Here is a 23830-nt window from a genome sequence, read left to right as displayed (position 1 = left end):
TCCTATATAGGCATGTACCTATTTATCCTTAATTTAAAATTATATAAAGCGCCTACCTAACTCACTATAAGAGGTTCGTTAGTTGGCTGCCACAAGTTTATACCTTCACGCTCACAGTCCATCTGTTGCAATAAATGATGTGCTTGTTGTAGCTGATCTCCGAAAGGTGCTGGAGTAATCTCTACCAGTGGCACTAAGACGAAAGCTCGCTCATACATTCTTGGATGAGGAACAAGTAGGTTCTCTGTTTCAATATTTTCTTGATTGTAAAGTAAAATGTCAAGGTCGATGATTCGTGGACCCCAACGAAATTCTCGCACACGCCCTAACTCTTGCTCAATCGATTGGCAAATCTTCAGCATTTCAGTAGATGATGCATCGGTTTTGAGATGAACAGCAATATTCAAAAAGTCTGCCTGATCTGTATAGCCTACAGCTGCCGTTTCATAAACAGATGAAACACGAACAACCTCAATGTTCTCCTTCTCTCTTAAAAGAGCAACAGCTTGTTGAAGGTTTTCATATCTCTCACCCATATTTGTTCCTATTGATAAATAGACATCCTTCATTAAAAATCACCTCTCGTTACCTCAACAGACACTTCTTTGTAATAGCCGTGGATTGGTGGGTCTGGCTTGATCAGCTCTACACGAACGCCCTTTATTTTTTCAGGGTATGTTGTTAAAATCACGTTTGCCATTTTCACAACAAGTGCCTCAATAAGCTTAAAAGGTTCTCCTTCTACAATATCACGACACAAAGCATAGACCTCTGCATAATTTACCGTATAAGCGAGGTCATCCGTTTCTCCAGCCTTTGTCATATCTACAGCCAGCGAAACATTTGCTCGAAAACGTTGACCAAGAGTTGTTTCTGCCGCTAATACACCGTGGTAACCATAAAACTGCATATCTTTTAAATGAATATAATCCATTATGCCTCCTCCTTATACAGTCGTTTCCCTACTAGTACATCAGCCATATGCGCTGCACGTGCCATTTCCTTTACATCATGAACGCGTATCATATGACAGCCCTTTTCAATTCCATAAACTACCGTTGCTCCCGTACCTTCAAGACGTTCATTAACTGGTAGCTTCAAGACATTGCCGATCATGGATTTACGTGATGTTGCTAAAAGCACAGGATAGCCCATCTCCACTAAATCCTTTAAGTGTTGCATCATGGCTATATTCTGCTCAGTGTTTTTAGCAAAGCCGATACCAGGATCTAGGATAATATGATGATCAGGAACCCCCGCTTGATGTACGATAGCAATACTTTCATCTAAATCCGCTTTCGCCGTTGACCAAAAATCAACACCATAATCCATATTTTCACGATTGTGCATTAAAATTATTGGAACATGTAAATCAGCTGCAACCTGTGCAATTTCCGGTTCAGCTTTTGCTCCCCAAATATCATTTATCACATGCGCCCCCGCCTCAATGGCAGCTCGCGCTACGTTTGCTTTATACGTATCAACCGAAATAATGGCATCTACTTCTTTCAATAATGCTTGTATAACAGGTACAATACGTGTAATTTCATCTTCATCTGAAATACGCTCATAACCAGGACGTGTAGACTCTCCGCCTACATCAATAATTTTAGCACCATCCGCTACCATTTTTTTCGCTTGAGCTACCGCAGCTTCGACACTGTTGAACTTTCCTCCATCAGAGAAGGAGTCTGGTGTAACATTTAAAATACCCATTACAAACGTTTCTTTTGTAAAGTCTAATGTAATACCATTAATGGTTAATGGTTTTATATATTTATCTAGCATACAAACGCTCCCTCTATCGTTGCTCCACTTCTTGAGCAAATGCATCATGTAAACACGAATAAACAGGTCCTTTATTACCTAATAATTGCTGGTTCTCTATATGAATGATCGGTACAAGCTCCTGCACGGAATTGGTAATAAAGCATTCCGTACTTTGTTGTAAGTCTTCCTTCATATAAAAGCCTTCTCTTACTTCAATACCAAGAGCATCGGCTTTTTTTATAACCCAAGCTCGAACAATGCCAGGTAGTATGCCTGTTTCCAAAGAAGGCGTATATAGTATATCATTTTTTACCCAAAAAACATTTGAGGTTACACCTTCTGCAACGTAGCCGGCTTCCGTTAAAAAGAAACCTTCTTGCTGTGCCAAAGACGGCAGCTCGAAACGGCCAAGCACATTGTTGCCATAATGATGTGATTTGACGCGCACCCCTTGTTCAGGCGAATTACGTGGTGTAGTAAGCCACTGAGCTGTCTTTTCAGTTCCACGAGGTGTATCCAGTAATTCTTTACGAAAGATAATGACATTGGGTTGCATGTATTCTGTTGGCTGCAAACCAATATTATGTTCACCTGCTGAAACATTAAGACGGAAATAGCCATCCTGACCACCAGCTTGCTGATTTAATTGTTGCACAACTTCAAATAAAACACTTTCAGGATAGGTTAAATGAATGCGATATTGTGATAAAGCCTGCTGTAATCTTTTCATATGTGCATCCCATTCAAATATCTGCCCTTCATATGTTCGGAACGTTTCAAAGAAGCCCAAACCATATAAAAAACCATGGTCAAAAGGGGAAATTCGCAAATCCTCGGCTGCCATATAGCTTCCATTCATCCAGCACTGCATCTATTTAACTCCTTCTACGTACATTTCTATAAATTGACGAAGGAGTTGTTTACCTTGCTCAGTCATAATAGATTCTGGGTGATATTGTACACCCTCTATTGGATACTCCTTGTGACGAAGCCCCATAATTTCTCCCTCTTCTGTCCAAGCGGTTACTTCTAGACAAGTCGGTAGTGTCTCTTTTTCTACAATGAGAGAATGATAGCGAGTAGCTTGAAATGGGTTTGGCATAGCTCTATGTAAACCAACTTCAGCATGTAATACAGGGGATATCTTCCCATGCATAAGGCGCTCAGCCCGTATTACCTGACCACCGAACACTTGCGCAATAGCCTGATGTCCAAGACAAACACCTAAAATTGGAATATTTCCCGCGAAATATCGGATAATATTCAGACTTTCACCCGCTTCATTTGGACTACACGGCCCCGGTGAAATAACTATCATATCTGGTGCAAGTTGCTCTATGTCCTCTATTGTTAATACATCATTTCGTTTTACTATTACTTCATGACCAAACTCACCCAAATATTGTACGATGTTATAAATAAATGAATCATAGTTATCGATCATTAAAATCATTTTGCTCGCCCCTCCGCCATGGCCTTTGCCTGCCACATGGCCTTCGCCTTATTTAAAGATTCCTGATATTCTCTTTCTGGAACAGAATCAATGACAATACCTGCTCCTGCCTGAATATGCGCGATCCCATCTTTTATAAATGCTGTACGAATCACAATATTAAACTCCATGTCCCCAGTATAGCCGAGCCAGCCAATAGAACCCGTGTATAAGCCACGTCTTACAGGCTCTAATTCTTCGATAATCTCCATTGTTCGTATCTTTGGTGCACCAGTAATAGTACCGCCTGGGAACATTGCACGGATAACATCAGCGTTTGTTTTGCCTTCCGCTATTTCTCCCCGAACATTAGATACAATGTGCATAACATGCGAATAGCGTTCAATGACCATGAACTCATCTACTTCTACTGTTCCATAGGTTGATACTCGCCCTAAATCATTACGCTCTAAATCTACTAACATCACATGCTCTGCGCGTTCTTTATCATTGTCAATTAATTCTTGAGCTAATGCTAAATCTTCCTCTTCAGATTTCCCTCTTGGACGCGTTCCCGCAATGGGTCTTGTTGATAATTCTTGACCCTGGCGTTTAACTAAAAGCTCAGGTGATCCAGAAACAACCGCAAAATCAGGGGCTTCCATATAAGCCATGTAAGGTGACGGATTAAAGGCTCTTAATGCCTCATATACATCCATCGCTGTCGTATTTAAGTTTTTAGATTGACGAACTGATAAATTCACCTGAAACACATCACCTTGTGCGATATAGGTTTGAATTTTCTGCACCGCCGCCTCAAAGTCAGTCCCTGCGAATGACACAAGCAATTCACTCTCGTCATTGACTACTTCTATAGCATTGGTCTTTTCAAATTTACGCGTAGCAAGTCCATCACGGGCTGCAACTTGCCAATTAGTAGCCCATTCTTCTAAGTCAACAACACAATCTTCTAGCTTCATTAACGTGACCGTATTGTGTTTCACATCATGTACTGCCCAGCTATCAAACAAATAAAAATAAATATCTGGTATTTGTAGATCGTCATTAGCTGTATTAGGAAGCACTTCAATATTGCGCGCATAATCATATGTTACAAATCCAATAGCTCCCCCCTGAAAAACTGGAAGTTCCGCATTATGGGGAACCTGGTATTCCGCCACGAGTTCTTCCAACAATGCAAGAGATTCACCTGGTAAAACTTCGCTTCTGCCATTTCTCCAATTTACTAAAAGTCCGTCCTCTACCGATTGTGCGGTTGCTAATGGATTCCAAGCAGCTATTGTAAAATGACCACCACGTCCACTTTCTAAAAAGACATGCGAATCTTGTGTCTCAGTTTGCTTTTTATAACTATAAAAAAATGAATCTGCATCCATCTCTACTGTTTTCGTCAAAATTGTCTTCAAGTTAGCTTTCCCCTTTTAAATCTTTTGATGTGATTCCATCTTAACGTGAATATTACATAGATGCGAATATTTTTATAAGGCTCTATGAAATTCTAAGCGCACTAAAAAAGACTCCTTATCAGGAAGGAGTCTTTTTTCTATTAACTTAAATTAGTCTTCAAATTGATAGAGAGGTGTTGATAGATAACGTTCACCATTCGAAGGAACAATAGCAAGGACATTTGAACCCTTACCTAAACGTTTTGCGGCTTCAATTGCAGCATAGATCGCAGCGCCTGACGATATACCACATAAAATACCTTCTTCACGAGCTACTTTACGAGCTACTTCAAAAGCTACCTCGTTTTCAACAGGGAATACAGACGAATAAATCTCTGTATCTAAAACTGTTGGCACAAACCCTGCTCCAATCCCTTGAATTTTATGAGGGCCAGGCTGACCACCAGAAAGAACAGGCGAATCTTTTGGCTCTACAGCGATAATTTCAACATTGGGATACTTTTCTTTTAATACGGCACCTGCACCTGTAATAGTACCACCAGTACCAACTCCAGCTACAAATGCATCTAGTGTTAAGCCATCGAATGCTTCAACAATTTCAGGGCCTGTAGTTAGGCGGTGAATAACAGCATTCGCTGGGTTCGTGAATTGTTGTGGTAGGAAATAGCCATGCTCTGCAGATAATTCTTCTGCTTTAGCAATAGCGCCTTTCATACCCGCTGGTCCAGGAGTCAATACAAGATCCGCACCATAAGCACGAAGTAAGTTTCGTCGCTCTAAGCTCATTGTTTCTGGCATCACTAAAATTGCTTTATAGCCTTTAGCAGCAGCAATCATAGCAAGACCAATACCTGTATTACCAGATGTCGGCTCGATAATCGTACCACCTGGTTGTAATGTTCCATCTTTTTCTGCCGCTTCAATCATGGCTAACGCTAAACGGTCTTTCACTGAGCTTCCCGGATTAAAATATTCTAATTTTACATAAACAGTACCTTCATTTTCACTTGTTGCATGATTTAATTTAACGATTGGTGTTTTACCAACTAATTCAGCTATCGAGTTCGCTAATCTACTCATTTAATAATCCACTCCCAATCCCTACTATTTTTATAGGTTTTACTTATTTTGTATTTTATCAATTTTTCCATTCGATTGTCAATAAATAAAACTTGTATTTTCAGAATATTTATCTACTGTCAATGGATGGCGCCTTTGCTAGTCCATCAAACATCGCATAAAGACAAAAAGAATCTGCACCATTTGTCGGGTAAGTCCATTCTGATGACATCCACTGTCTGCAAGTTTTTTAGACTTATGCTACCCGCAAAGAACTTGCAGATTCTTTCATTTATTATTTTTCTTTTTTAGATTCTCCATAATACCATGTAGCATTAAATTCAGACCAAAACGCTTCAGGTGTAACAGATTGTGGCAACTGCTCTAAAGCTAATTCACGCTCGATATGTTCTTTCACATCGTCATATGTAAAGGATTGTCCCTCTAAAACCTCTTGCACCTGTACAATGCCATAATGACCATTATCTAACTTAAAGGCTTTACTTACCTCATTTGCCTTTGTAGATTTCACAGCATTAATAATGGCAGGATCCACGTTTTCCTGATTTTCCGTCAGGAAGCCAACGTCTCCCCCTAAACTCGCCGAAGCACTATCTAAGGAAATCTCACGGGCTAGCACTGAAAAATCAGAGCCATTTTTTAACTCACCCAGCGCCTCATCAGCCGCTTTCTTGGCGTCAACCTCAATAAAATTGGTACGATAGCTTGTTTTTGTATTGTATAGTCCTTGATTTTCCTCATAGTACTTTTCAATACTCTCTTCACTTATCACTACATCTTTTGTGAGTACCTTATCTAAAATAAGTTGTGAACGAATTTTTTGGCGTAGTTGCTCCGCTGAGAGATTTTGCATTGCTGTATCAAATTTATCTTGAGCAGAACGCATTAAGGCTAATTCGAGATCAATTTCTTGATCAGTAACTTTAATTTTATATGTCTTTGCTGCCTTTTCCATTACAGATTCATTGACTAAATTTTGTAGTGTTTCTTTGCCATATCGCTCTTCCATAGCAATCATCCACTCTTGGCGCGTGATAACATCCCCGTCAATGGCAGCGACTTGTTCATCGCTACCAATTTCCTGACTTTTATTTGGGATAGCCCATGCAATGAACCATAAAATATTACCTAATAACAATACCGCAATGACAGACAGAGCTGGTTTTGTTTTTAAACGGCGCTGTAGTAAAGGGGTTTGGTTTGGTGTTGTAGTGGCAGAAGGTCGTCTATTACGATTTGAGCTCATCAATAAACCCTTCTAACTCTTCTTTTGAAAAATGATAGGTCTCTAAGCAGAAATGACATTGTGCATCTGCACTGTCATCCTCTTCAATCATTTCTTTAATTTCAGCTATTCCTAGACCTAAAATTGCTGCACCAAACCGCTCTTTTGAACATTGACATTTAAATTCAACAGGCATGGAATCTAAAATTTGTAGATGGCCATTTCCTAATACAGCTTCTAAAATTTGCTCAGGTGTAAAGCCTTTTTCAATCATTTTCGAAACTGGCTCTATTGTAGCAAGATGCTGTTCGATTTCATTGATTGTTTCCTCTTCACAGCCTGGCATTAATTGCAGAATAAATCCTCCTGCAGCAAGAATTGTGTTGTCCGGATTAACTAATACGCCTAAACCAACTGATGAAGGTACTTGCTCAGACGTAGCGAAATAATAAGTAAAATCTTCAGCAATTTCACCTGAAACAATTGGTGTTTGGCCTGAAAACATATCTCGCAAACCAAGATCCTTAACAATTGTTAGAGCTCCTTCAGTCCCAACGCCTGCTCGCACATCTAGCTTACCTTGCTCGTTTAAATCGAAATGAACATGAGGATTCGTGACAAATCCACGTACTTCTCCACGTGCATTACTATCGATTACCATTGGACCAATCGGACCATTACCCTCAATCTTGATTGTAATCTTCTCTTCACCTTTTAACATAGCACCCATCATTACAGCCGCTGTCATAGAGCGCCCTAGAGCAGCTGATACAACTGGCCATGTATCGTGACGACGTTGTGCTTCTCCAACTGTTGCTGTTGTACGGGCTGCAAATACACGTACCTGTCCATTAAATCCTAAACCTCTAACTAAATAATCATTCATAAATGAAATGTCCCTCATTTCTTATTGGTTACGTTTATACAGTTTATATAAACCCTTTAACGTTAAAAACGGATCCACAACATCAATAATTTGCGTTTCCCCTGCAATTAGATTTGCTAATCCACCTGTAGCAATTACTAATGGCTCCTCTTTACTTTGTCCCTTCATCCGATTAACAATGCCCTCAACTTGTCCTACGAAGCCATAAAAAATTCCGGCCTGCATGGCGGAAACGGTTGTTTTTCCTACAATATGTGTAGGTCTTAATATTTCAATACGCGGCAATCTAGCAGCCTGAGTATAAAGAGCCTCTGTCGAAATGGTTATACCTGGCGCAATCGCACCACCCATATAGTCGCCTTTTTCATTTAAATAACAATAAGTTGTTGCTGTACCAAAATCAACTATAATACAAGGTGCTTTATATAAGTCTAAAGCTGCTATAGCGTTAACAATACGGTCTGAACCAACCTCTCGAGGATTTTCGTATTTAATATTCAAACCCGTTTTAACACCAGGACCCACTACTAGAGGTTTTTTTCGAAAATACTTCTGACACATTGCCTCTAATGAATACATAATTGGTGGCACAACTGAGGATATAATAATGCCCGTAATTTGTTCAAATGAAATACCTGCATGATTAAAAAACGAAAGAACTTGCATAGCATATTCATCTTCTGTTTTATAAAGGTCTGTCACCATACGCCAATGGAAGGCTAATTGTTCGTTGTCATCATAAACCCCTAACACAATATTAGAATTCCCTGCATCTAAAACTAAAATCATGGTTGACACCCCCATATCATCATTGTAACTTTCGCCAACCTACTGTTACAACTTACATTATCCATCTAACTTAAAGTTAAAACACTTTAGAAAATGATACCATACTTTTTATGCTAGGAAATAGTATTCCAACCTTCTAAAAAAAGAGCATCCTCAGCTAGGACGCTCCTTAAAAAAATTATTTGAAATTAAATTTTTCCGGATCTGGACCACAGCGTAGACCATCATTTAAAGCATCCAGTTGAGCCATTTCACCATCTGTTAATGTAAAGTCAAAAACATCAAGATTCTCCACCATACGAGTGGCTGTCATCGTTTTTGGGATAGTTACAACGTTGTGCTGTACATCGTAGCGTAATACGATTTGAGCAGGCGTTTTGCCATATTTAGATGCTAACTCTTGAATCAATGCTTCCTCCAATAAGGCGCCGTTCATTAAAGGAGACCAAGCCTCTACTTGGATGTCCTTGTCTGTACAATAAGCACGTACTTCCACTTGCGTTAAATGTGGATGGAATTCGATTTGATTAATAACAGGAATAACCGTAGTTTCATTCAAAAGTTTTTCTAAATGTTGTACATGGAAGTTACTAACACCAATTGAACGCACACGACCATCTTGATAAATCTTTTCCAGTGCCTTATAGACATCTACATAATTTGTATCAATGCCTGGCCAATGTACTAAATATAGATCCAAATAGTCTAATCCTATTTTCTCTAAACTACTATCATAAGCGGCAAGTGTTTCTTCATAGGAAAGTCCATCGTTCCAAACTTTAGATGTTATAAATAGTTCTTCACGCGTAACCAAACCTTCTTCTATGGCTGCTCGTATCCCTCGTCCAACACTTTCTTCATTACGATATACTTGTGCCGTATCGATGCTTCGATAACCTTTCGCAATAGCCATTTTTACGGCTTCAGCTAGGTCTTCTCCTTCTGGAACACGAAATACACCGTAACCAACCAAAGGCATTTTAAGTCCATTATTCAACGTTACAGTTCCCATGCGAAAACACTCCTATCCATTTGTCTTTACAAATACATCTTGTCTCCACCATTTGTGCGAAGTCATATGTAGCTGTCTTCCACTAATATCCTAATGCTTTTTCATAATAAAAGGCAAAGAAAAAGACTGTTTACTCATTTTGCAGTAAACAGTCTTTCCAATTTATTCACGTTTTTCGTCGATACCCTTAGGTGGTTCATTTGATTCCTTGCCTTCTTTTGCAAGGTCTAAAGTTGTTGGGTTTGGCTCTTTACTTAATAGCTCTTTTTCAACAACTGGCTCACCAATCGTATCTAATGTTGGCTTCGTTTCCACTTTCGGAGTGTTATTCCCCTCAATTTTTTCGACAGCCTCTGGTGCTGGTAAAACACCATGATCACGTAAATGCTCGATTTCCTGCGCATTTAATGTTTCTTTCTCCATTAACGTGTTAGCAATTAAATCAAGTAACTCACGATTCTCTGTTAGGATACGTTTCGTACGCTCATATTGCGTATCAATAATTTTTTGCATTTCTTTATCAATTTCATAAGCTATAGAATCAGAGTAATTTTGGTCCGAATTAAAGTCGCGGCCAAGGAATACATTTCCACCCTGACTTGAACCGAATTGCATTGCACCAAGATTTTCACTCATTCCATATTCAGTAACCATAGCTCGTGCGATACTTGTAACCTTTTGGAAGTCGTTATGTGCCCCCGTAGAGACTTCACCAAGAACGATTTCTTCAGCTACGCGACCACCAAGCAGTCCAGCAATACGGTCTAAAAGCTCTTGTCTTGTTGTAAAGAAACGTTCTTCCTTCGGTAACATAATAGCATATCCACCCGCTTGACCACGTGGAACAATTGTTACTTTGTGAACTGTATCCGCTTCATCAAGTTCTAGACCAACAACTACGTGACCAGCTTCGTGGAAGGATACAAGTTTTTTCTCTTTGGCTGAATATACTCGGCTCGCTTTAGCTGGACCAGCGATTACACGGTCAGAAGCTTCATCGATATCTGCCATATTGATGGTACGTTTACTTTTACGAGCGGCTACAAGAGCAGCTTCATTTAGTAAATTTTCTAAATCGGCACCTGAGAAACCTGGCGTACGTTGTGCAACTGCTGCTAAATCAACTGTATCTGCTAAAGGCTTGTTACGTGCATGTACCTTAAGAATCGCCTCACGTCCTTTTACATCAGGATGTCCTACTGTAATTTGACGGTCAAAACGACCTGGACGTAATAATGCTTTATCTAAAATATCTGGTCTGTTTGTTGCAGCGATGATAATAATACCCTCGTTTGCCCCGAAACCATCCATTTCAACTAGCAACTGGTTCAGTGTTTGTTCACGCTCGTCATGACCCCCGCCTAGACCAGCGCCACGTTGACGACCAACTGCATCAATCTCATCTATAAAGATAATACATGGTGCGTTTTTCTTTGCATTTTCGAATAGATCTCGGACACGTGATGCACCGACACCGACAAACATTTCTACAAAGTCAGAACCTGAAATTGAGAAGAATGGAACGCCTGCTTCGCCTGCCACAGCACGTGCAAGTAATGTTTTACCTGTACCTGGAGGACCTACAAGTAAGATACCTTTTGGAATACGAGCACCAATCTCTGTGAATTTACGATGGTCTTTTAAGAAGTCTACAACTTCTACAAGCTCTGCTTTCTCTTCATCAGCACCCGCTACATCTGTAAAACGAACCTTTTTCTTTTGGTCATCATAAAGTTTAGCTTTACTCTTACCAAAGCTCATCACTTTATTACCGCCACCTTGAGATTGGCTCATTAGGAAGAAGAACAAGAAAATGATGATAATGAAAGGGATGATTCCTGTAAAGAATTGAATCCATCCACTCGTTTCTGGCGCTGCTAAATATTTAATATTACTATTTTTTTCCTTAGCAGCCTCATCGATGCGATCCATTAATGATTGGTTATCTCGAGGGATGTTCACTGTAAAGCTTTGACCCTTTTCATAACCTTTTAATGTACCTTCTACGACATAAACTGATTTATCAGGTTGAATTGTAGCACTTGTTATTTCTTTCTTATCTAGAGCTTGTTGGAACTCATGATAAGTTAACTCTTTCGTTGGTGAATTGCCACCGTTGAAAGTACCAAAAATACCGATAATCACTAGGAAAATCAGTAGATAGAATATGGTATATCGAAATATTCGATTCATCTCCAGCCTCCTCATTACAAACAGAAAAATTATAAGTAAAATCTTAACATATCATGATTTCATCATACAACGAAAAGCCCTACTTAAAAAATGTTTCGTTCATTTTTTGCTATTATCAAAACAGTTTTTAGGCCATCTTAATACATCCCAGCGTAATTGTACCTGTTCCATGGGCTCGAAATAGCTGAACATTGTGTCAAGATTTCGAATTATGTTAACCATAATGAAAAACACTTGACTGCGCTGGAGGCCATAACTTTTAAAGCTGGTCGTTTTATATCTTAAAATGAATAAACTTCAGGTTTCAAGATACCAATATAAGGTAGGTTACGATATTTTTCAGCGTAATCTAAACCATATCCAACCACAAAGCCGTCTGGAACTTTAAAACCAACATAATCAGCCGATAGGTTCACTTTTCGACCTGATGGTTTATCAAGTAATGTAACAATTTTAATGGATTTGGCTTTACGATATTTAAATAAGTCTACTAAATAGCTTAACGTTAAACCACTATCGATGATGTCCTCGATAATTAATACGTCACGTCCTTCAACGCTCGTATTTAAATCCTTTAAAATCTTTACTTCTCCAGATGACACGGTAGCATTGCCATAGCTAGAAACATCCATAAAATCTAGCTCAATGAAAGAATCGAAACGTTTCATGAGATCTGTCATAAATGGCATTGCTCCTTTAAGAACACCAACAGCTAATGGGAATGCATCTTTGTATTCCTCTGTTAATTGTGCACCTAGATCTGCAATTCTTTCTTGCAATTGTTCTTCTGTAATCATTACTTTTTCGATGTCATTTTGTAACATATCGATTCCTCCTCGTGATGTATCAACAAATCTTCAACCAATTACGGTGAAATATTTTACAAAGACCTTAGTCTACGATGAGCACTGTATCATCGTTTGGTTGCGGAGTGGTTGAAAAAAACATTCCCATACGCACACCAATTACCGCTACCACCTCATCAGACTGAGAAATCAGTAACGGCCAGCTATTCCGCTCATTTAAAGGAATCTTTTCATCTATAAAAAGGCGAGATAAGCGTTTTGGCTGATCCATTCCTTTTAACAGCATTCTGTCTCCATCCTTGCGTGCTCGAATAGAGAGCGGAAGGTGGAGTTTGCTAGCGTTAAAATAAAAAAGTTGTGCAGTATCCGTCATCAATTCGGACGATAAATCGTGCAACTTGACTACGCATAAGCGTTTACCATTCGTCAGTGTTGTCCACCCATTAGCAGCCGAAATAATTATTTTTTCAGAAGAAGGGTAGTCCTCTGTTGAACTATTCTTCTGAATCATTAATTTTCCGTAACGGCGAACTGCAAGGAAATCTTCAGGCAAGTGAATTTCAGCATACCCTGCTGTCGTATCACAAAGCTTTAAAATTGAAGTCAATAAAGCATAACTTTGTATCGTATTTGAATCTTTGTAAAGATAGTTTAATAGTATTAAAATGAGCCTCCTTTGTAAAGCAAGTGGTACCAATTGAAAAGCCTCAATTTCCATGCTATATGTATTTTCATTACTTCTTTTAATGGTTTTGGAAAATACATCTTCGGCTAATGTCATTAAAAAGGTATTGTCTTCTTGCAATTGCGATGTAAAATGGGTCACTTGTTCGGTCACTCTCGGATTTTCAGCCTCCAGTAAAGGCACGACATGATGTCTGAAACGATTTCGTACATAAGTGTCTTTGGAGTTACTGACATCCTCCCGATAATTTAAACCTTTTCTAAGTAAATATTCCCCTATTTCAGTCTTTGTAACCGTTAAAAACGGACGAATTAATGATTTTCCTTCAAAATATCGCTGAGGGCGTATGCCTTGCATGCTATTCATCGTCGCATTTTTTGTCAGGGCCATTAATACTGACTCCAGTTGGTCATCCGCATGATGTGCAGTTACAAGCTTATTCGCATTCGTTTTGTACAAAACCTCTTTAAAATATCGATACCTTTCTCTACGACATATTAGCTGAGTATTTCCATTCTCCAGTGCCAGTATTGTTGGTATGGAGATCGCTGTGGCATGTAAATAAACGTCATTTTCATCACAATACTTTTGTACAAATGCCCTATCTTCAGCAGAAGCTTCTCCCCTAAGCATATGGTCGACATGTACTGCTTCCACCCGAATGTTCCAGTGCTCTTGTGTTTGAACAAAATAATGGAGTAAAGCCATAGAATCTACTCCACCCGAAACGGCGATGAGAAGATGGTCGTCTTGCTGTAATAATTGCTCTTTTTCAATAAATGTCTTAACCTTTAATTCAAATGACAAACGCTTCTCCTCCCCTTTCGATAATACAAAAAATGATTAGCTCATAGAATATTGTGCTGGTCTAAATACAGCCCATGTCGGAACAACATGTGTCACTTCTAACATGAGTACAGTACAATCATCTTCTATTTCAAAGTAATCTTGGAATGACTGCATTATCGTTGTTAGCTTTTCTTGGATAGTATTATTTGTACTGGCTACCTGCTGTGCATAAGCTAAAAACGTCTCCTCTTGCTCATCCCAATCGGCAACACTAGAAAACAGTCCATCTGAATGCATTAAAATGACATCCCCTGCTTTCAGCTTTCTTTTTTCAGCCTCTACCGCAGAAATCGATAGGAAACCTACAGGTGCTGCATTACTCTCAACCTTTATGACTTCCTTTCCACGCAAAATATAGGTCGACATTCCCCCAGCCTTCCATGACCATAAATCACCATGCTGTAAATCCACTAGTGCGAAATCAAGGGTTGCATACATATCATCCTGTTGTTTTAATGACATGACATAATGCAATGTATGCATTGCAGTTTCAGGATTCATATTATAATTAAGGCACTCTCGCATTAAATGTATTAATTTTCTACTTTCATGTTGCGCTTCTTTACTTTGCCCCATACCATCCGATAATAAAATGGCAAATAGACCTGGATGTAATTGGAAAAGTGCGTGTGAATCCCCAGAATACAATGTCGCATCTTTAGACATGCTATATATATCATACTCTACTTCAAAGCTAATAGCTGATCTAAAGCATATTTGTATATGACGAAACGGCATTTCACAGGCCACTACTTTTTCAATTTCAAATGGCTCATTAAAAATTTCGTAAAGAATAGGCAAAATCATCCGTTCAGCTAATGTTGTATCTTTCTCCCAGTCGACACGGGCTGGCGCCAAAGCACAAACTATCTTTCTAGCCCCCGGTTTATTGTTAAGTACATCTAGCTGAAAGCATTCAATATGAGCATCCTTTAAACGTTCAATGATATCCTTTTCAACACTTACAAAAGAAATCGTATCCTCCTTCATCTCAGCAATTAATTGGTTTAAATGATTACTCATATCGCGGAGCTGTAGTGCAATCATTTTTTTACCATGAAAGTACTGCCCGTTAATACGTTCCCTGTATAATTCCGTATCCAACTCTTCAAAAATCTTTGTCGATTTTACGCATTTATAGCGGATTTGTTCTTCTACACGATGAATAGCCGATTCTTTACCTACTCCCTTCATATGAAACCAATCTGTCATCAGCTTGTCCATCCCATTATTTTGAGCTCCCCAGCAATGATCATGACGGAAACAGCTTAAACATGTATTCATCGGGGATACTTCCTTCGCCTCTTCAACTGGCGCGGTCATAAAACGATCAAATACCAGCTCCTTCATAAATTGCACGAAATGCTGAAAATGTTCTAATTTGTATGTGACATGTTCAGTTAACCAATTTTGTCTTGCGAGTAAAATTTCCTCCCGTTGTGGGAAGAGCTTGTCCCTCACCTTATCTGAATATTTTCTAGGGATCGTTAGGAAAAGAACACTTCCAATGGCAATGGAAGTGAAATACACACTATCTAATGGCAATGTTGCATCATAAAATAAAAAAAACACACTAGGCAAGATACTTCCGATTGCAACCCCGAATCTACCGCCTTTAGCCCCCATACCTGCACATAGTCCTGTTAAAGTGGCAACAGATAGCATACCGGTAAAGGAGAGCTTAGCAACACCAATGAGCGTTCCTAATACCGCTCCGATTACCGTTGCTAACGGTACACTTCCGACTAATGCACCAAAACAAATAAAAAGCTGCAATAAAAATATAGGGAGCGAAAAATAGCTAAACACAACTGCTTGCATCCCTGTAAGCATAGCAGCAAACACTACTAACCCTGACCCAAGCTTCTCGTAAGTCCAATGACTCGTAAACCATTCATATGAATTGACGAAAAGCACTTGCATAAATAGGGTCATAATTAGAGCTAGTGCCGCTTCACAGCCTACATAAAATTGTACAAGCACTGGTGGTAAGCCTTGATACATCGCCCCTTGCCACATAATTTGCACCAATAAAACAGCTAAAGAGACGGCAATACTTTGAGGAAGTCGCCAGTAACGGAAACGCATAATACATTCATACATAATGATTTGTAATGCTAAAATCACAACTTGTCCAAAGCCTAGGAAAAAACAGCCGACCAAGCTTCCAAATAAAACGAATTTGGCGTACTCCCTATACTTTGTTCGAATAATTGCCCAAAAAGGAACTGAGAACGGTACTGCTGCTTCAAATACAACGGATTGAGCCAAAAAAAAGGATGTTAAAAAAAATAGGGTGCCTATGAAGACTTGCTTCTTTTTTATCCCTAATTTTCGGTCTTCTACATTTGCTGTATTATACCATTCAATACTTGTCATTTAATTATCCCCTTTCCCGCACTTTTGGCTATTATAAAGAATTATGCATGGAAAGATTGTCTGACGTTGGCATTAAAAAATATAAACATTTCGACGAATACGTATACATAAATACGCAAATTGGCAATAATTTCTTTTGTAATTGTTGGTCATTGTGATCCTATATGAAGTTTTCTGTTCCAGACAATATATCAGATATCGCCTCCCCTTTAACATGGAATCTTCTAAATTGGCGTGCTATCAACTATTCCCCTCTCTTTTCAATGATTACAGCAAGACAATTCTACTTAAGAACAAAAAATCCGCTAAAATATCTTTATATAGCTGACTCTGTCTCATCTTGTTTAAAGAATTTTATTGTAAAATATATTTTTTGATATTTTTTTATTAATCTTCTTGACACTAAGACCAATGGCTTGTATTATTTAACTTGTTGCTTAAGCGACATGCGGAAGTAGTTCAGTGGTAGAACACCACCTTGCCAAGGTGGGGGTCGCGAGTTCGAACCTCGTCTTCCGCTCCATAAAAAATTGGCGGCCTAGCTCAGCTGGCTAGAGCGTACGGTTCATACCCGTAAGGTCGGGGGTTCGATCCCCTCGGCCGCCACCATAATAGGCCCCTTGGTCAAGTGGTTAAGACACCGCCCTTTCACGGCGGTAACACGGGTTCGAATCCCGTAGGGGTCATCTCAAATAGGCGTCTCAGAATGATATTCTGAGACGCCTATTTTTTATTCTACAATATGATATGTATAAGGTTCGACTATGTGACTACATATAAAATATGGCATACTACATATAAGATTGTATTTTTAGGAGGTTTATTTTCCTTGAGCGCATTAACTAAAGCTGCTTTAATTTGTGGAAGTGGCTCAATGATTATTCTTGTTTCAATACTTATTAATTTACCATTTGTTGTTCAAATAATGTTACTACTTTGCGGGCTTGCTGTAAGCATATATGGCGTCTTTTTACTTGTTAAAATGGTTATTCGTCCAGCAGAAAAAGCACCCATTACTCCTGCTGATGAAAAAGTAGCCACACCTATCAAAAAGAAAAAGGGACCTTCCTCAACTTTATAGGTCAGTCCACAAAAAAGGGATTAGCTTTTTTCAAAGCTAATCCCAGCACTATATCATACACTTTTTCTACGATTAAAACAGTCAGCAAACTACCCTCTTCTAGCTCCGCGACCTCCGCGTTTTGACTCTGTAGCACGTTTAAGTGTTGCTAGACGTTCATCACTATCTTTTAAGAAGCGTGCCATTTTTTGCTCAAAATTTTCTTTTGGCTGGTGGCGGTCGTTACGATCGTTAGAGCGATTATCGCGACGTGGACGCGCTGGACGCTCTGGACGCTCTGGTCTCTCAGCTTGAGGCTTTGCTTTACGGATTGAAAGACCGATCTTTCCGTCCGCTTCAACATTCATCACTTTTACTTCAACTTCATCTCCAACTTTTAGATGCTCATTGATATCTTTTACATAATTGTCAGCAACTTCACTAATGTGAACTAAGCCTGTTTTGCCATCTGGCAGCTCAACGAATGCTCCAAAATTTGTGATTCCTGTTACTTTACCTTGTACCTTGCTGCCTACTTCAATTGACATAAAAAAAATGCTCCTCCTTAAAAATTAAGCGACTCTTTTGAGCCATGTAATCATTTAATTAAACTTTTTACTGCAATAAGCTTCTCTTTTCATTATATATAACTAAAAAAGAGTGTCAACAATACATAGCTTTTCAGTCGTCTTTTTTATCTTCCTTATCTGGAATTATAAAAATAACCTCACCTTTTTCAGACAAGTAATACTCTTTTCTTAATAGTTTTGCGATATATTCATCATCCTGTAATTGTTTGATTTTCAGATTTAGAGAATCCTGTTCCTCTTTCAATTCAGAGAGATGCTGTTTCGCTTCTTCCTTGGATTTCTCTTTAATCGCTAATGTTTCCTGTTGGTTAGATAGCACATTTAAGAGAAGGGCGATAATAATGACTGGTACAATCGCAAAAAAGACGATACGGCGCAATTTACGTTTCCGTGCCTGCTGCTTGCGATTTATAGCTTTATCCGTGTTACGGACATAGTCATTATCAAGCTTTGTAAAGTTCTGTTGTTCATCATTTGATGAATGACGTCTAGTCATGCCCGCACCTCCGAAAATTATTGTTGCTTTTTATTATACTTCAAATATCGTAACTTTTTTAAAAAAGTGTAGGACAAATACGAATAAATTTTGACAAAAGGTCTTATAACAAACATTACTATATTTAATAAAAACTGCAAAATATGTCGAATAACCGAGACGATGAAGCGCACAATGAACCAGAAGGGCCTCCATGTAATATTCACCAAAACTCTAGCTATGAAACGTAAAATAGTTTGAAAAAATGATTGATACAAAAAAATTCCGGCTATTTGCGCAAGCGGGTCGTATGCCCGCCATGCGCCGTCTTTTAGCCAAAATAATAAATAATATGTCAGCCCTCCAAGTAGAATCCATGTTAGTAATTCAAAAACCATCATCCACTTTCGAAGGCTTGACCTTTTTGGAGTTGAGAAAACAATAAGCCTTACACTATCAATAATGAAACCAACTGCTATACCGCTCAAAACCATGACAATTAATTGAAAGAATTGTTCACTAACAATCATCCAAATAACTTATGAAGGAAACCCTTCGAGAAGCCACTTTCCTCCTCGTCGTACTGTAAAGTTTTCACAGTTCCTTCAAGTGTCAATAATCCTTTGTCAACATCTAAATGAACGATATGCAGTTCCTCTCCACGGATTAACAAATGCCCTTGGGACGTCTTAATGAAAAACTCTTCCTGATCAAAGCGTTCAATTGATTTTACAGAAGTCATGTCCATTCTTTTACGATTACGAATCGTTAAAATATGCTCTCCAGATGGAATTGTGTAACGATTACTTTCTTGATGTAGCGTCATTTTTTTCCTCCTTTAGTCGTCCTAGCTTCTGTTCACTTTATGCGGACAACCATCAAAGCATGACAACTTTATTTAAGTTGTCTATTACTTTCATCCATAAATGGAAGCAGGAACAACATTAGGTGGCTAAAAAAGAAATTTATTCTTCATCATCTATAAATTCAGGCTCAATTTTTTCTAGTCTCTCTTCTTTCAAAATGGTAAACATTTTGGCTGCATCTTCTTTTTTCACTGTCTCACGTATTTCTTCTACACGTGCTGTTACTATTTTTTGACCAAATCGGATGGCCAGTTCATCCCCAGCTTTTACTGAGCTACTAGCTTTCGCTACCTTCTCATTGATAGTAATACGACCCTGATCTGCCACCTCTTTAGCTAAAGTACGACGTTTGATTAAACGTGAAACTTTTAAAAATTTATCTAATCTCATAGTTCTTTCTCCCTTTCTAGTTGCTTCGCTTCATTCCAGAACCTATCTAATTGATCTAAAGTAAAGTCAGCAAATAATTTTCCACTTGCCTTTACTTGAGCTTCCACATAGCCAAATCGTCTAGCAAACTTTTCATTGGCATGCAGGATTGCCTCTTCTGGAGATAATTTATAGAAACGTGCTAAGTTCACTAATGTAAATAATACGTCTCCCAATTCATCAAGTCTGGATATACTAGAGCCATTCGTCACCTCATGGCGAAATTCCTGCCACTCCTCCGCAAACTTATCCCATGCACCTTCTACATCCGGCCAGTCAAAACCTACTTTGGCAGCTCTATTTTGATAGTTAAAGGCTGTCTGTAGCGCCGAGGATGCCCTATATTCCCCGTCTAATAGTGGTTTATCAGAATTGCCCTTTTCTTCAGCCTTTATAGCCTCCCAATTGGCTACAACACCATCAGCATCTTCCACTGCGACATCTCCAAAGACATGTGGATGGCGACGAATCATTTTCTCACTAACAGAAGCTAAAACATCTTCAAGCGTAAAGTATCCTTGATCTTCTCCTATTTGTGCATGTAAGAACACTTGTAAAAGCACATCTCCAAGTTCTTCAATCATTGCAAAATCATCTTCAGCATCTACAGCAGCTAAATATTCATGAGCTTCTTCGAGTAAATACTTTTTCAAGGACTCATGAGTTTGCTTTTGATCCCATGGACAGCCATTTGGACCTCTTAATGTTGCAATTATTGTACGGAATGTTGTCCAATCTCTTAAGGCCTCTTCCTGTGAATTTACAGGTGGCACATAGACGGTTGTTAAATTATTAACCTCCACACTTTGATCGAGTTCATAGAGTGGCACAGTAACAATTTTTTCTTGTGAAGATCCCGCAGCCGTAACTACGGTCACTGGGTACTCGTCCTCATATTTTTCCATCAATGTTAGCTTCACTTCTGAAGCACTAAATGTATCGTACACTTGGGCGATTAAGATATGCTGACGCATGTTGATGTCATGCATGGAAAAGTTAGTACCATCCAGCAATTGAAAACCTTCAATCGGATCAATTTTCAATGCACCAAATATCGGATCCAAGAAACTTTGTCCACCTTCTATGACAAGATTGAAAGTTCCCACATCCGCTGCTTTTATAAGCAATTGCACTGTTTGTTCTGCAACCAATGGATGACCTGGTACCGCGTACATACTATCCTCTATAGCGGTAGCTGCTATAAGTGATTCTGCAATTTCTGCATATACTGGCTGAAATGCGTCGTGTTTTTCATAAATTTTGTCAAAGCTTTCGAACGTTATACCTTCTGCCGCTAATTCCTCTAGTACTGGATGATCGATTGTACGAACAAATAATTTTTTAGCAGCTTTCAATTTTTTATAAACGCCCATTTGCAGCTGATTAAAATCCCCTGCGCCTAGACCAATAATAGTTAAAGTATTCATAATTTCCACCTACTTCTTTGAATTTAGCCATAGTTGGTAAACGGCCATTCTACGTCCAAACGGTAATAAATACCACTCTTTTTCTACTAACACTCGTTTCTTCGCAATCATTGTAAGCATAACAAACGCTCCCAAGCCTACTGCAGTGAATCCTGCGATCACCGCTACTGAACGTGATGACAATAAATGGCCTAAAAAGGCAGATACCATCTGTAGCCATACCAATACGACCACTGCCATACTTATTGATGCGAGCCCCACTTTTTTATAAAATTCGGTGGGTGCTAATTGAATACCTGTCATTGTTTTTAAATAAACAATAAGCAAGAATGCTGTTAATAGTAAGCCTATATCATTTGCAATAGCTGCTCCTAATACACCAAGCCAGCCTATCAAACGAACATTTAATATTATTTTTAACACAAACCCTATCATTAAGAATAATGCTGGCTTCTTTAATTTTCCATAGCCTTGTAAAATGGCTGTAAATGTAAGAATAATCGACAAAGGCACGATTTGGAATACATACACAATTAATACTTCGGATAATGTATTGGTTTTAAAAAGCATTTCATTTAAATAGGGCATCACAAGCATTAATCCGAGTGAAGCAGCCCAGCCAAACAAAATAGACGCTTTGTATGTTAATTGGATAAATGGAATGGCACTTCGCCCTTCTTGTTTTTTCGATAAATGAGCAACAAGTGGAACAATTGCAAGGGATAGCGAGGATGCGATAACAACGCCTAGTTGTACGAGCGGCTGTCCACGATCATAAATCCCCTTGGTTTCTTTAGCAACTGTAGAGTCCATACCGTGATCGATTAATAACGAATAGATCGTAAAGGAATCAACTAATTGATAGCCTAGTAACAAAAGGCCACTCATACTTACACTTAAGCTAAGCCATGTAACCTCTTTAATAATCGGTAAGCTTTTAGCCTTGTGTAGACGTAAGTGCACACGGAATAACCCAAAGCGTTTAGAAAAAATATAGGCAAGTAATAATAATGCAGTTATTTCCCCTATGACTGTACCAATAACGGCCATTTTCCCCGCAGCATATAGTGATTTTGTGGTAGTCATAATGACAAAGGTTCCTGTTAAAATAACGGTTACCCTAATCGCTTGTTCAACGACTTGAGCATAAGCAATAGGCTCCATAATCCCTCTAGATTGAAAACCGCCCTTCAAAATAGCAAGCGCTGGCATTACCAATACTACGAGGGAGCCCGTGCGTATCAACGGTGCCAGTTGAATATCACCCATCAACTGGGCTATTTTTTCAGCACCTCCAAATAGGACAGAAAAAAACAATAATGAGAGTATCGTCAAATAACGGAAAACGACACGCATGATCATGCTTCTTTTTTCATTACGTTCTATTGTATCAACTATGCAATCATTATCTGCAAGCATTTTTGAAATGGCTACAGCAAAGCCACTAGATGTCCAAACAACGAAAATTGAAATGACTGGATATACCTGTTGATAAATATAAAAACCTTCATCACCAACTAGATTTTGAAAAGGTACACGGTAAAAGGCACTAAGTACTTTTACGATAAGGGCAGCGATTGTTAATAAGGCCGCTCCCTTCATGTAGCTTTTCATACCAAAACGTTGCGACATAAATTGCCCTCTTTCCTTCTTAACAATGCCAATAGTATAGCATATCTAAAAAGTTTGACGCGCCAGGCGACAATACTGTTCCTAATTTGGCCCATATTTATGTACGCAAAAAAAGTTATTACACGGCCTAAAAGGTCATCGCAATAACTTTTACATGCATCAGCTATTCATTTGTTTCGCTAAGAAGTTTGCAGCCGTTTCCACTACTTTCACTTCTACCTCACCAACAAAATGCACTTTAGACAATACTATAATGCAGCCAATTGGGTCACCGTTCACCATAATAGGTGATGCACAATATGATTTTACTTGCTCATATTGTCCAGGAACAATTTCAATGGATGTCTCCATTTTCTCAATCTTAGTAGAGCGCTCTTCCATGAAGCCTTCTGCAAAGGACGTAATACGACGATTGATATACTCTTTTTTACCAATCCCTGCTACGGCAATTACTTCATCACGGTCTGTAACAAATGCTGGTGTTCCTAATGTTTCATATAATGTTTCAACATATTCTCTTGCAAATTCTCCTAAATCATTAATTGGAGAATATTTTTTTAATATGACTTCACCTTCACGGTCCGTATAAATTTCAAGCGGGTCGCCTTCACGAATACGTAGCGTCCTACGAATTTCTTTTGGAATAACTACACGCCCTAAATCATCAATACGACGAACAATTCCTGTTGCCTTCATTCTAATGCCTCGCTTTCGCTACAATAAAATTTTTTATTCAACTATAGTATGGTTTTTATTTAAGCAATCTATGCAAAAACTGAAGAAAAAGGATTTCACAACCATCAATTTTTTTCAAAAAA

The 23830-nt window shown here is 38.8% G+C and carries 24 protein-coding genes and 3 tRNA genes; 4 read left to right on the top strand and 23 right to left on the bottom strand.

What is annotated here, in order from left to right:
• Positions 1–56 precede the first annotated feature (56 nt).
• The 15 genes from folK to MKX57_RS00460 all read right to left on the bottom strand — a co-directional run bounded on the left by folK (position 57) and on the right by MKX57_RS00460 (position 16533).
• Positions 57–569 carry a 2-amino-4-hydroxy-6-hydroxymethyldihydropteridine diphosphokinase gene (gene folK / locus MKX57_RS00530; protein ID WP_008180310.1) on the bottom strand — a complete coding sequence of 171 codons (513 nt, stop codon included), beginning with the start codon at positions 567–569 and terminating at the stop codon, positions 57–59.
• Positions 569–934 carry a dihydroneopterin aldolase gene (folB, locus tag MKX57_RS00525; RefSeq protein ID WP_008180308.1) on the bottom strand — a complete coding sequence of 122 codons (366 nt, stop codon included), beginning with the start codon at positions 932–934 and terminating at the stop codon, positions 569–571. The genes folK and folB overlap by 1 nt, the downstream gene beginning before the upstream one ends.
• Positions 934–1788 (bottom strand): dihydropteroate synthase, encoded by an 855-nt coding sequence (folP, locus tag MKX57_RS00520; RefSeq protein WP_008180306.1) that lies wholly within the window; start codon positions 1786–1788, stop codon positions 934–936. The genes folB and folP overlap by 1 nt, the downstream gene beginning before the upstream one ends.
• Positions 1789–1801: 13 nt before the next feature.
• Entirely contained in the window at positions 1802–2641 is an 840-nt protein-coding gene (gene pabC, locus MKX57_RS00515; protein WP_008180304.1) for an aminodeoxychorismate lyase, read from the bottom strand.
• On the bottom strand, positions 2642–3223 hold the full coding sequence (gene pabA, locus MKX57_RS00510) for an aminodeoxychorismate/anthranilate synthase component II (protein ID WP_008180302.1): 582 nt from the start codon (positions 3221–3223) through the stop codon (positions 2642–2644).
• Positions 3220–4599 (bottom strand): anthranilate synthase component I family protein, encoded by a 1380-nt coding sequence (locus MKX57_RS00505; protein WP_089987424.1) that lies wholly within the window; start codon positions 4597–4599, stop codon positions 3220–3222. The genes pabA and MKX57_RS00505 overlap by 4 nt, the downstream gene beginning before the upstream one ends.
• 180 nt (positions 4600–4779) lie before the next feature.
• The gene (cysK, locus tag MKX57_RS00500; protein ID WP_107922832.1) at positions 4780–5709 is read right to left on the bottom strand and encodes a cysteine synthase A; all 930 of its coding nucleotides are present in this window, start codon (positions 5707–5709) and stop codon (positions 4780–4782) included.
• 274 nt (positions 5710–5983) lie between these two features.
• Positions 5984–6955, bottom strand: coding sequence for a peptidyl-prolyl cis-trans isomerase (locus MKX57_RS00495; protein ID WP_008180297.1), 972 nt, complete (start codon positions 6953–6955; stop codon positions 5984–5986).
• Complete coding sequence (gene hslO / locus MKX57_RS00490) at positions 6939–7820, bottom strand: Hsp33 family molecular chaperone HslO (RefSeq protein WP_008180295.1); 882 nt, start codon at positions 7818–7820, stop codon at positions 6939–6941. Before hslO ends, MKX57_RS00495 begins: the two co-directional genes overlap by 17 nt.
• A gap of 21 nt (positions 7821–7841) precedes the next feature.
• Positions 7842–8609: a type III pantothenate kinase gene (locus tag MKX57_RS00485; protein WP_025116969.1), complete on the bottom strand. Its 768-nt coding sequence runs from the start codon at positions 8607–8609 to the stop codon at positions 7842–7844.
• Positions 8610–8787: 178 nt separating this feature from the next.
• A complete protein-coding gene (locus MKX57_RS00480) occupies positions 8788–9621 on the bottom strand; it encodes an aldo/keto reductase (protein ID WP_008180292.1) in 834 nt (277 codons plus the stop codon).
• Positions 9622–9783: 162 nt separating this feature from the next.
• The gene (gene ftsH, locus MKX57_RS00475; protein ID WP_043990717.1) at positions 9784–11814 is read right to left on the bottom strand and encodes an ATP-dependent zinc metalloprotease FtsH; all 2031 of its coding nucleotides are present in this window, start codon (positions 11812–11814) and stop codon (positions 9784–9786) included.
• A gap of 281 nt (positions 11815–12095) precedes the next feature.
• The gene (gene hpt / locus MKX57_RS00470) at positions 12096–12638 is read right to left on the bottom strand and encodes a hypoxanthine phosphoribosyltransferase (RefSeq protein WP_008180288.1); all 543 of its coding nucleotides are present in this window, start codon (positions 12636–12638) and stop codon (positions 12096–12098) included.
• Positions 12639–12705: 67 nt separating this feature from the next.
• Positions 12706–14112, bottom strand: coding sequence for a tRNA lysidine(34) synthetase TilS (tilS, locus tag MKX57_RS00465; RefSeq protein ID WP_008180286.1), 1407 nt, complete (start codon positions 14110–14112; stop codon positions 12706–12708).
• 36 nt (positions 14113–14148) lie between these two features.
• On the bottom strand, positions 14149–16533 hold the full coding sequence (locus MKX57_RS00460; protein WP_089987302.1) for a SpoIIE family protein phosphatase: 2385 nt from the start codon (positions 16531–16533) through the stop codon (positions 14149–14151).
• A gap of 448 nt (positions 16534–16981) precedes the next feature.
• On the opposite strand from MKX57_RS00460, the gene MKX57_RS00455 reads away from it, so the two are divergent.
• The 4 genes from MKX57_RS00455 (at position 16982) to MKX57_RS00440 (ending at position 17614) form a co-directional block, all read left to right on the top strand.
• Positions 16982–17056: transfer RNA gene (locus MKX57_RS00455), tRNA-Gly, on the top strand.
• 9 nt (positions 17057–17065) lie between these two features.
• Positions 17066–17142 (top strand) — tRNA-Met (locus MKX57_RS00450).
• 5 nt (positions 17143–17147) lie between these two features.
• Positions 17148–17219, top strand: a tRNA-Glu gene (locus MKX57_RS00445).
• Between the two features lie 143 nt (positions 17220–17362).
• Positions 17363–17614, top strand: coding sequence for a hypothetical protein (locus MKX57_RS00440; protein WP_043990716.1), 252 nt, complete (start codon positions 17363–17365; stop codon positions 17612–17614).
• An 89-nt stretch (positions 17615–17703) separates the two neighbouring features.
• On the opposite strand, the gene MKX57_RS00435 is transcribed toward MKX57_RS00440, so the two are convergent.
• The 8 genes from MKX57_RS00435 to spoVT form a co-directional block, all read right to left on the bottom strand.
• Positions 17704–18141 carry a S1 domain-containing RNA-binding protein gene (locus tag MKX57_RS00435; protein WP_008180281.1) on the bottom strand — a complete coding sequence of 146 codons (438 nt, stop codon included), beginning with the start codon at positions 18139–18141 and terminating at the stop codon, positions 17704–17706.
• A gap of 133 nt (positions 18142–18274) precedes the next feature.
• Complete coding sequence (locus MKX57_RS00430; RefSeq protein WP_008180279.1) at positions 18275–18679, bottom strand: septum formation initiator family protein; 405 nt, start codon at positions 18677–18679, stop codon at positions 18275–18277.
• A gap of 17 nt (positions 18680–18696) precedes the next feature.
• The gene (gene yabQ / locus MKX57_RS00425) at positions 18697–19188 is read right to left on the bottom strand and encodes a spore cortex biosynthesis protein YabQ (protein WP_008180277.1); all 492 of its coding nucleotides are present in this window, start codon (positions 19186–19188) and stop codon (positions 18697–18699) included.
• On the bottom strand, positions 19185–19484 hold the full coding sequence (yabP, locus tag MKX57_RS00420; RefSeq protein WP_004229167.1) for a sporulation protein YabP: 300 nt from the start codon (positions 19482–19484) through the stop codon (positions 19185–19187). The genes yabQ and yabP overlap by 4 nt, the downstream gene beginning before the upstream one ends.
• A 139-nt stretch (positions 19485–19623) precedes the next feature.
• A complete protein-coding gene (locus MKX57_RS00415; protein ID WP_008180273.1) occupies positions 19624–19914 on the bottom strand; it encodes an RNA-binding S4 domain-containing protein in 291 nt (96 codons plus the stop codon).
• A complete protein-coding gene (gene mazG / locus MKX57_RS00410) occupies positions 19911–21380 on the bottom strand; it encodes a nucleoside triphosphate pyrophosphohydrolase (RefSeq protein ID WP_342531447.1) in 1470 nt (489 codons plus the stop codon). Before mazG ends, MKX57_RS00415 begins: the two co-directional genes overlap by 4 nt.
• 9 nt (positions 21381–21389) lie before the next feature.
• A complete protein-coding gene (locus MKX57_RS00405) occupies positions 21390–23012 on the bottom strand; it encodes a polysaccharide biosynthesis protein (RefSeq protein WP_008180269.1) in 1623 nt (540 codons plus the stop codon).
• Positions 23013–23171: 159 nt separating this feature from the next.
• Entirely contained in the window at positions 23172–23708 is a 537-nt protein-coding gene (gene spoVT, locus MKX57_RS00400) for a stage V sporulation protein T (RefSeq protein WP_008180268.1), read from the bottom strand.
• Between the last annotated feature and the right edge of the window lie 122 nt (positions 23709–23830).

It is taken from the genome of Lysinibacillus sp. FSL M8-0216 (assembly GCF_038595555.1).
In the GTDB taxonomy this organism is placed as follows: Bacteria; Bacillota; Bacilli; order Bacillales_A; family Planococcaceae; genus Lysinibacillus; species Lysinibacillus fusiformis.
Note: the sequence above shows the minus strand (reverse complement) of the source record. Positions and strands in the feature narration are given on the sequence as shown.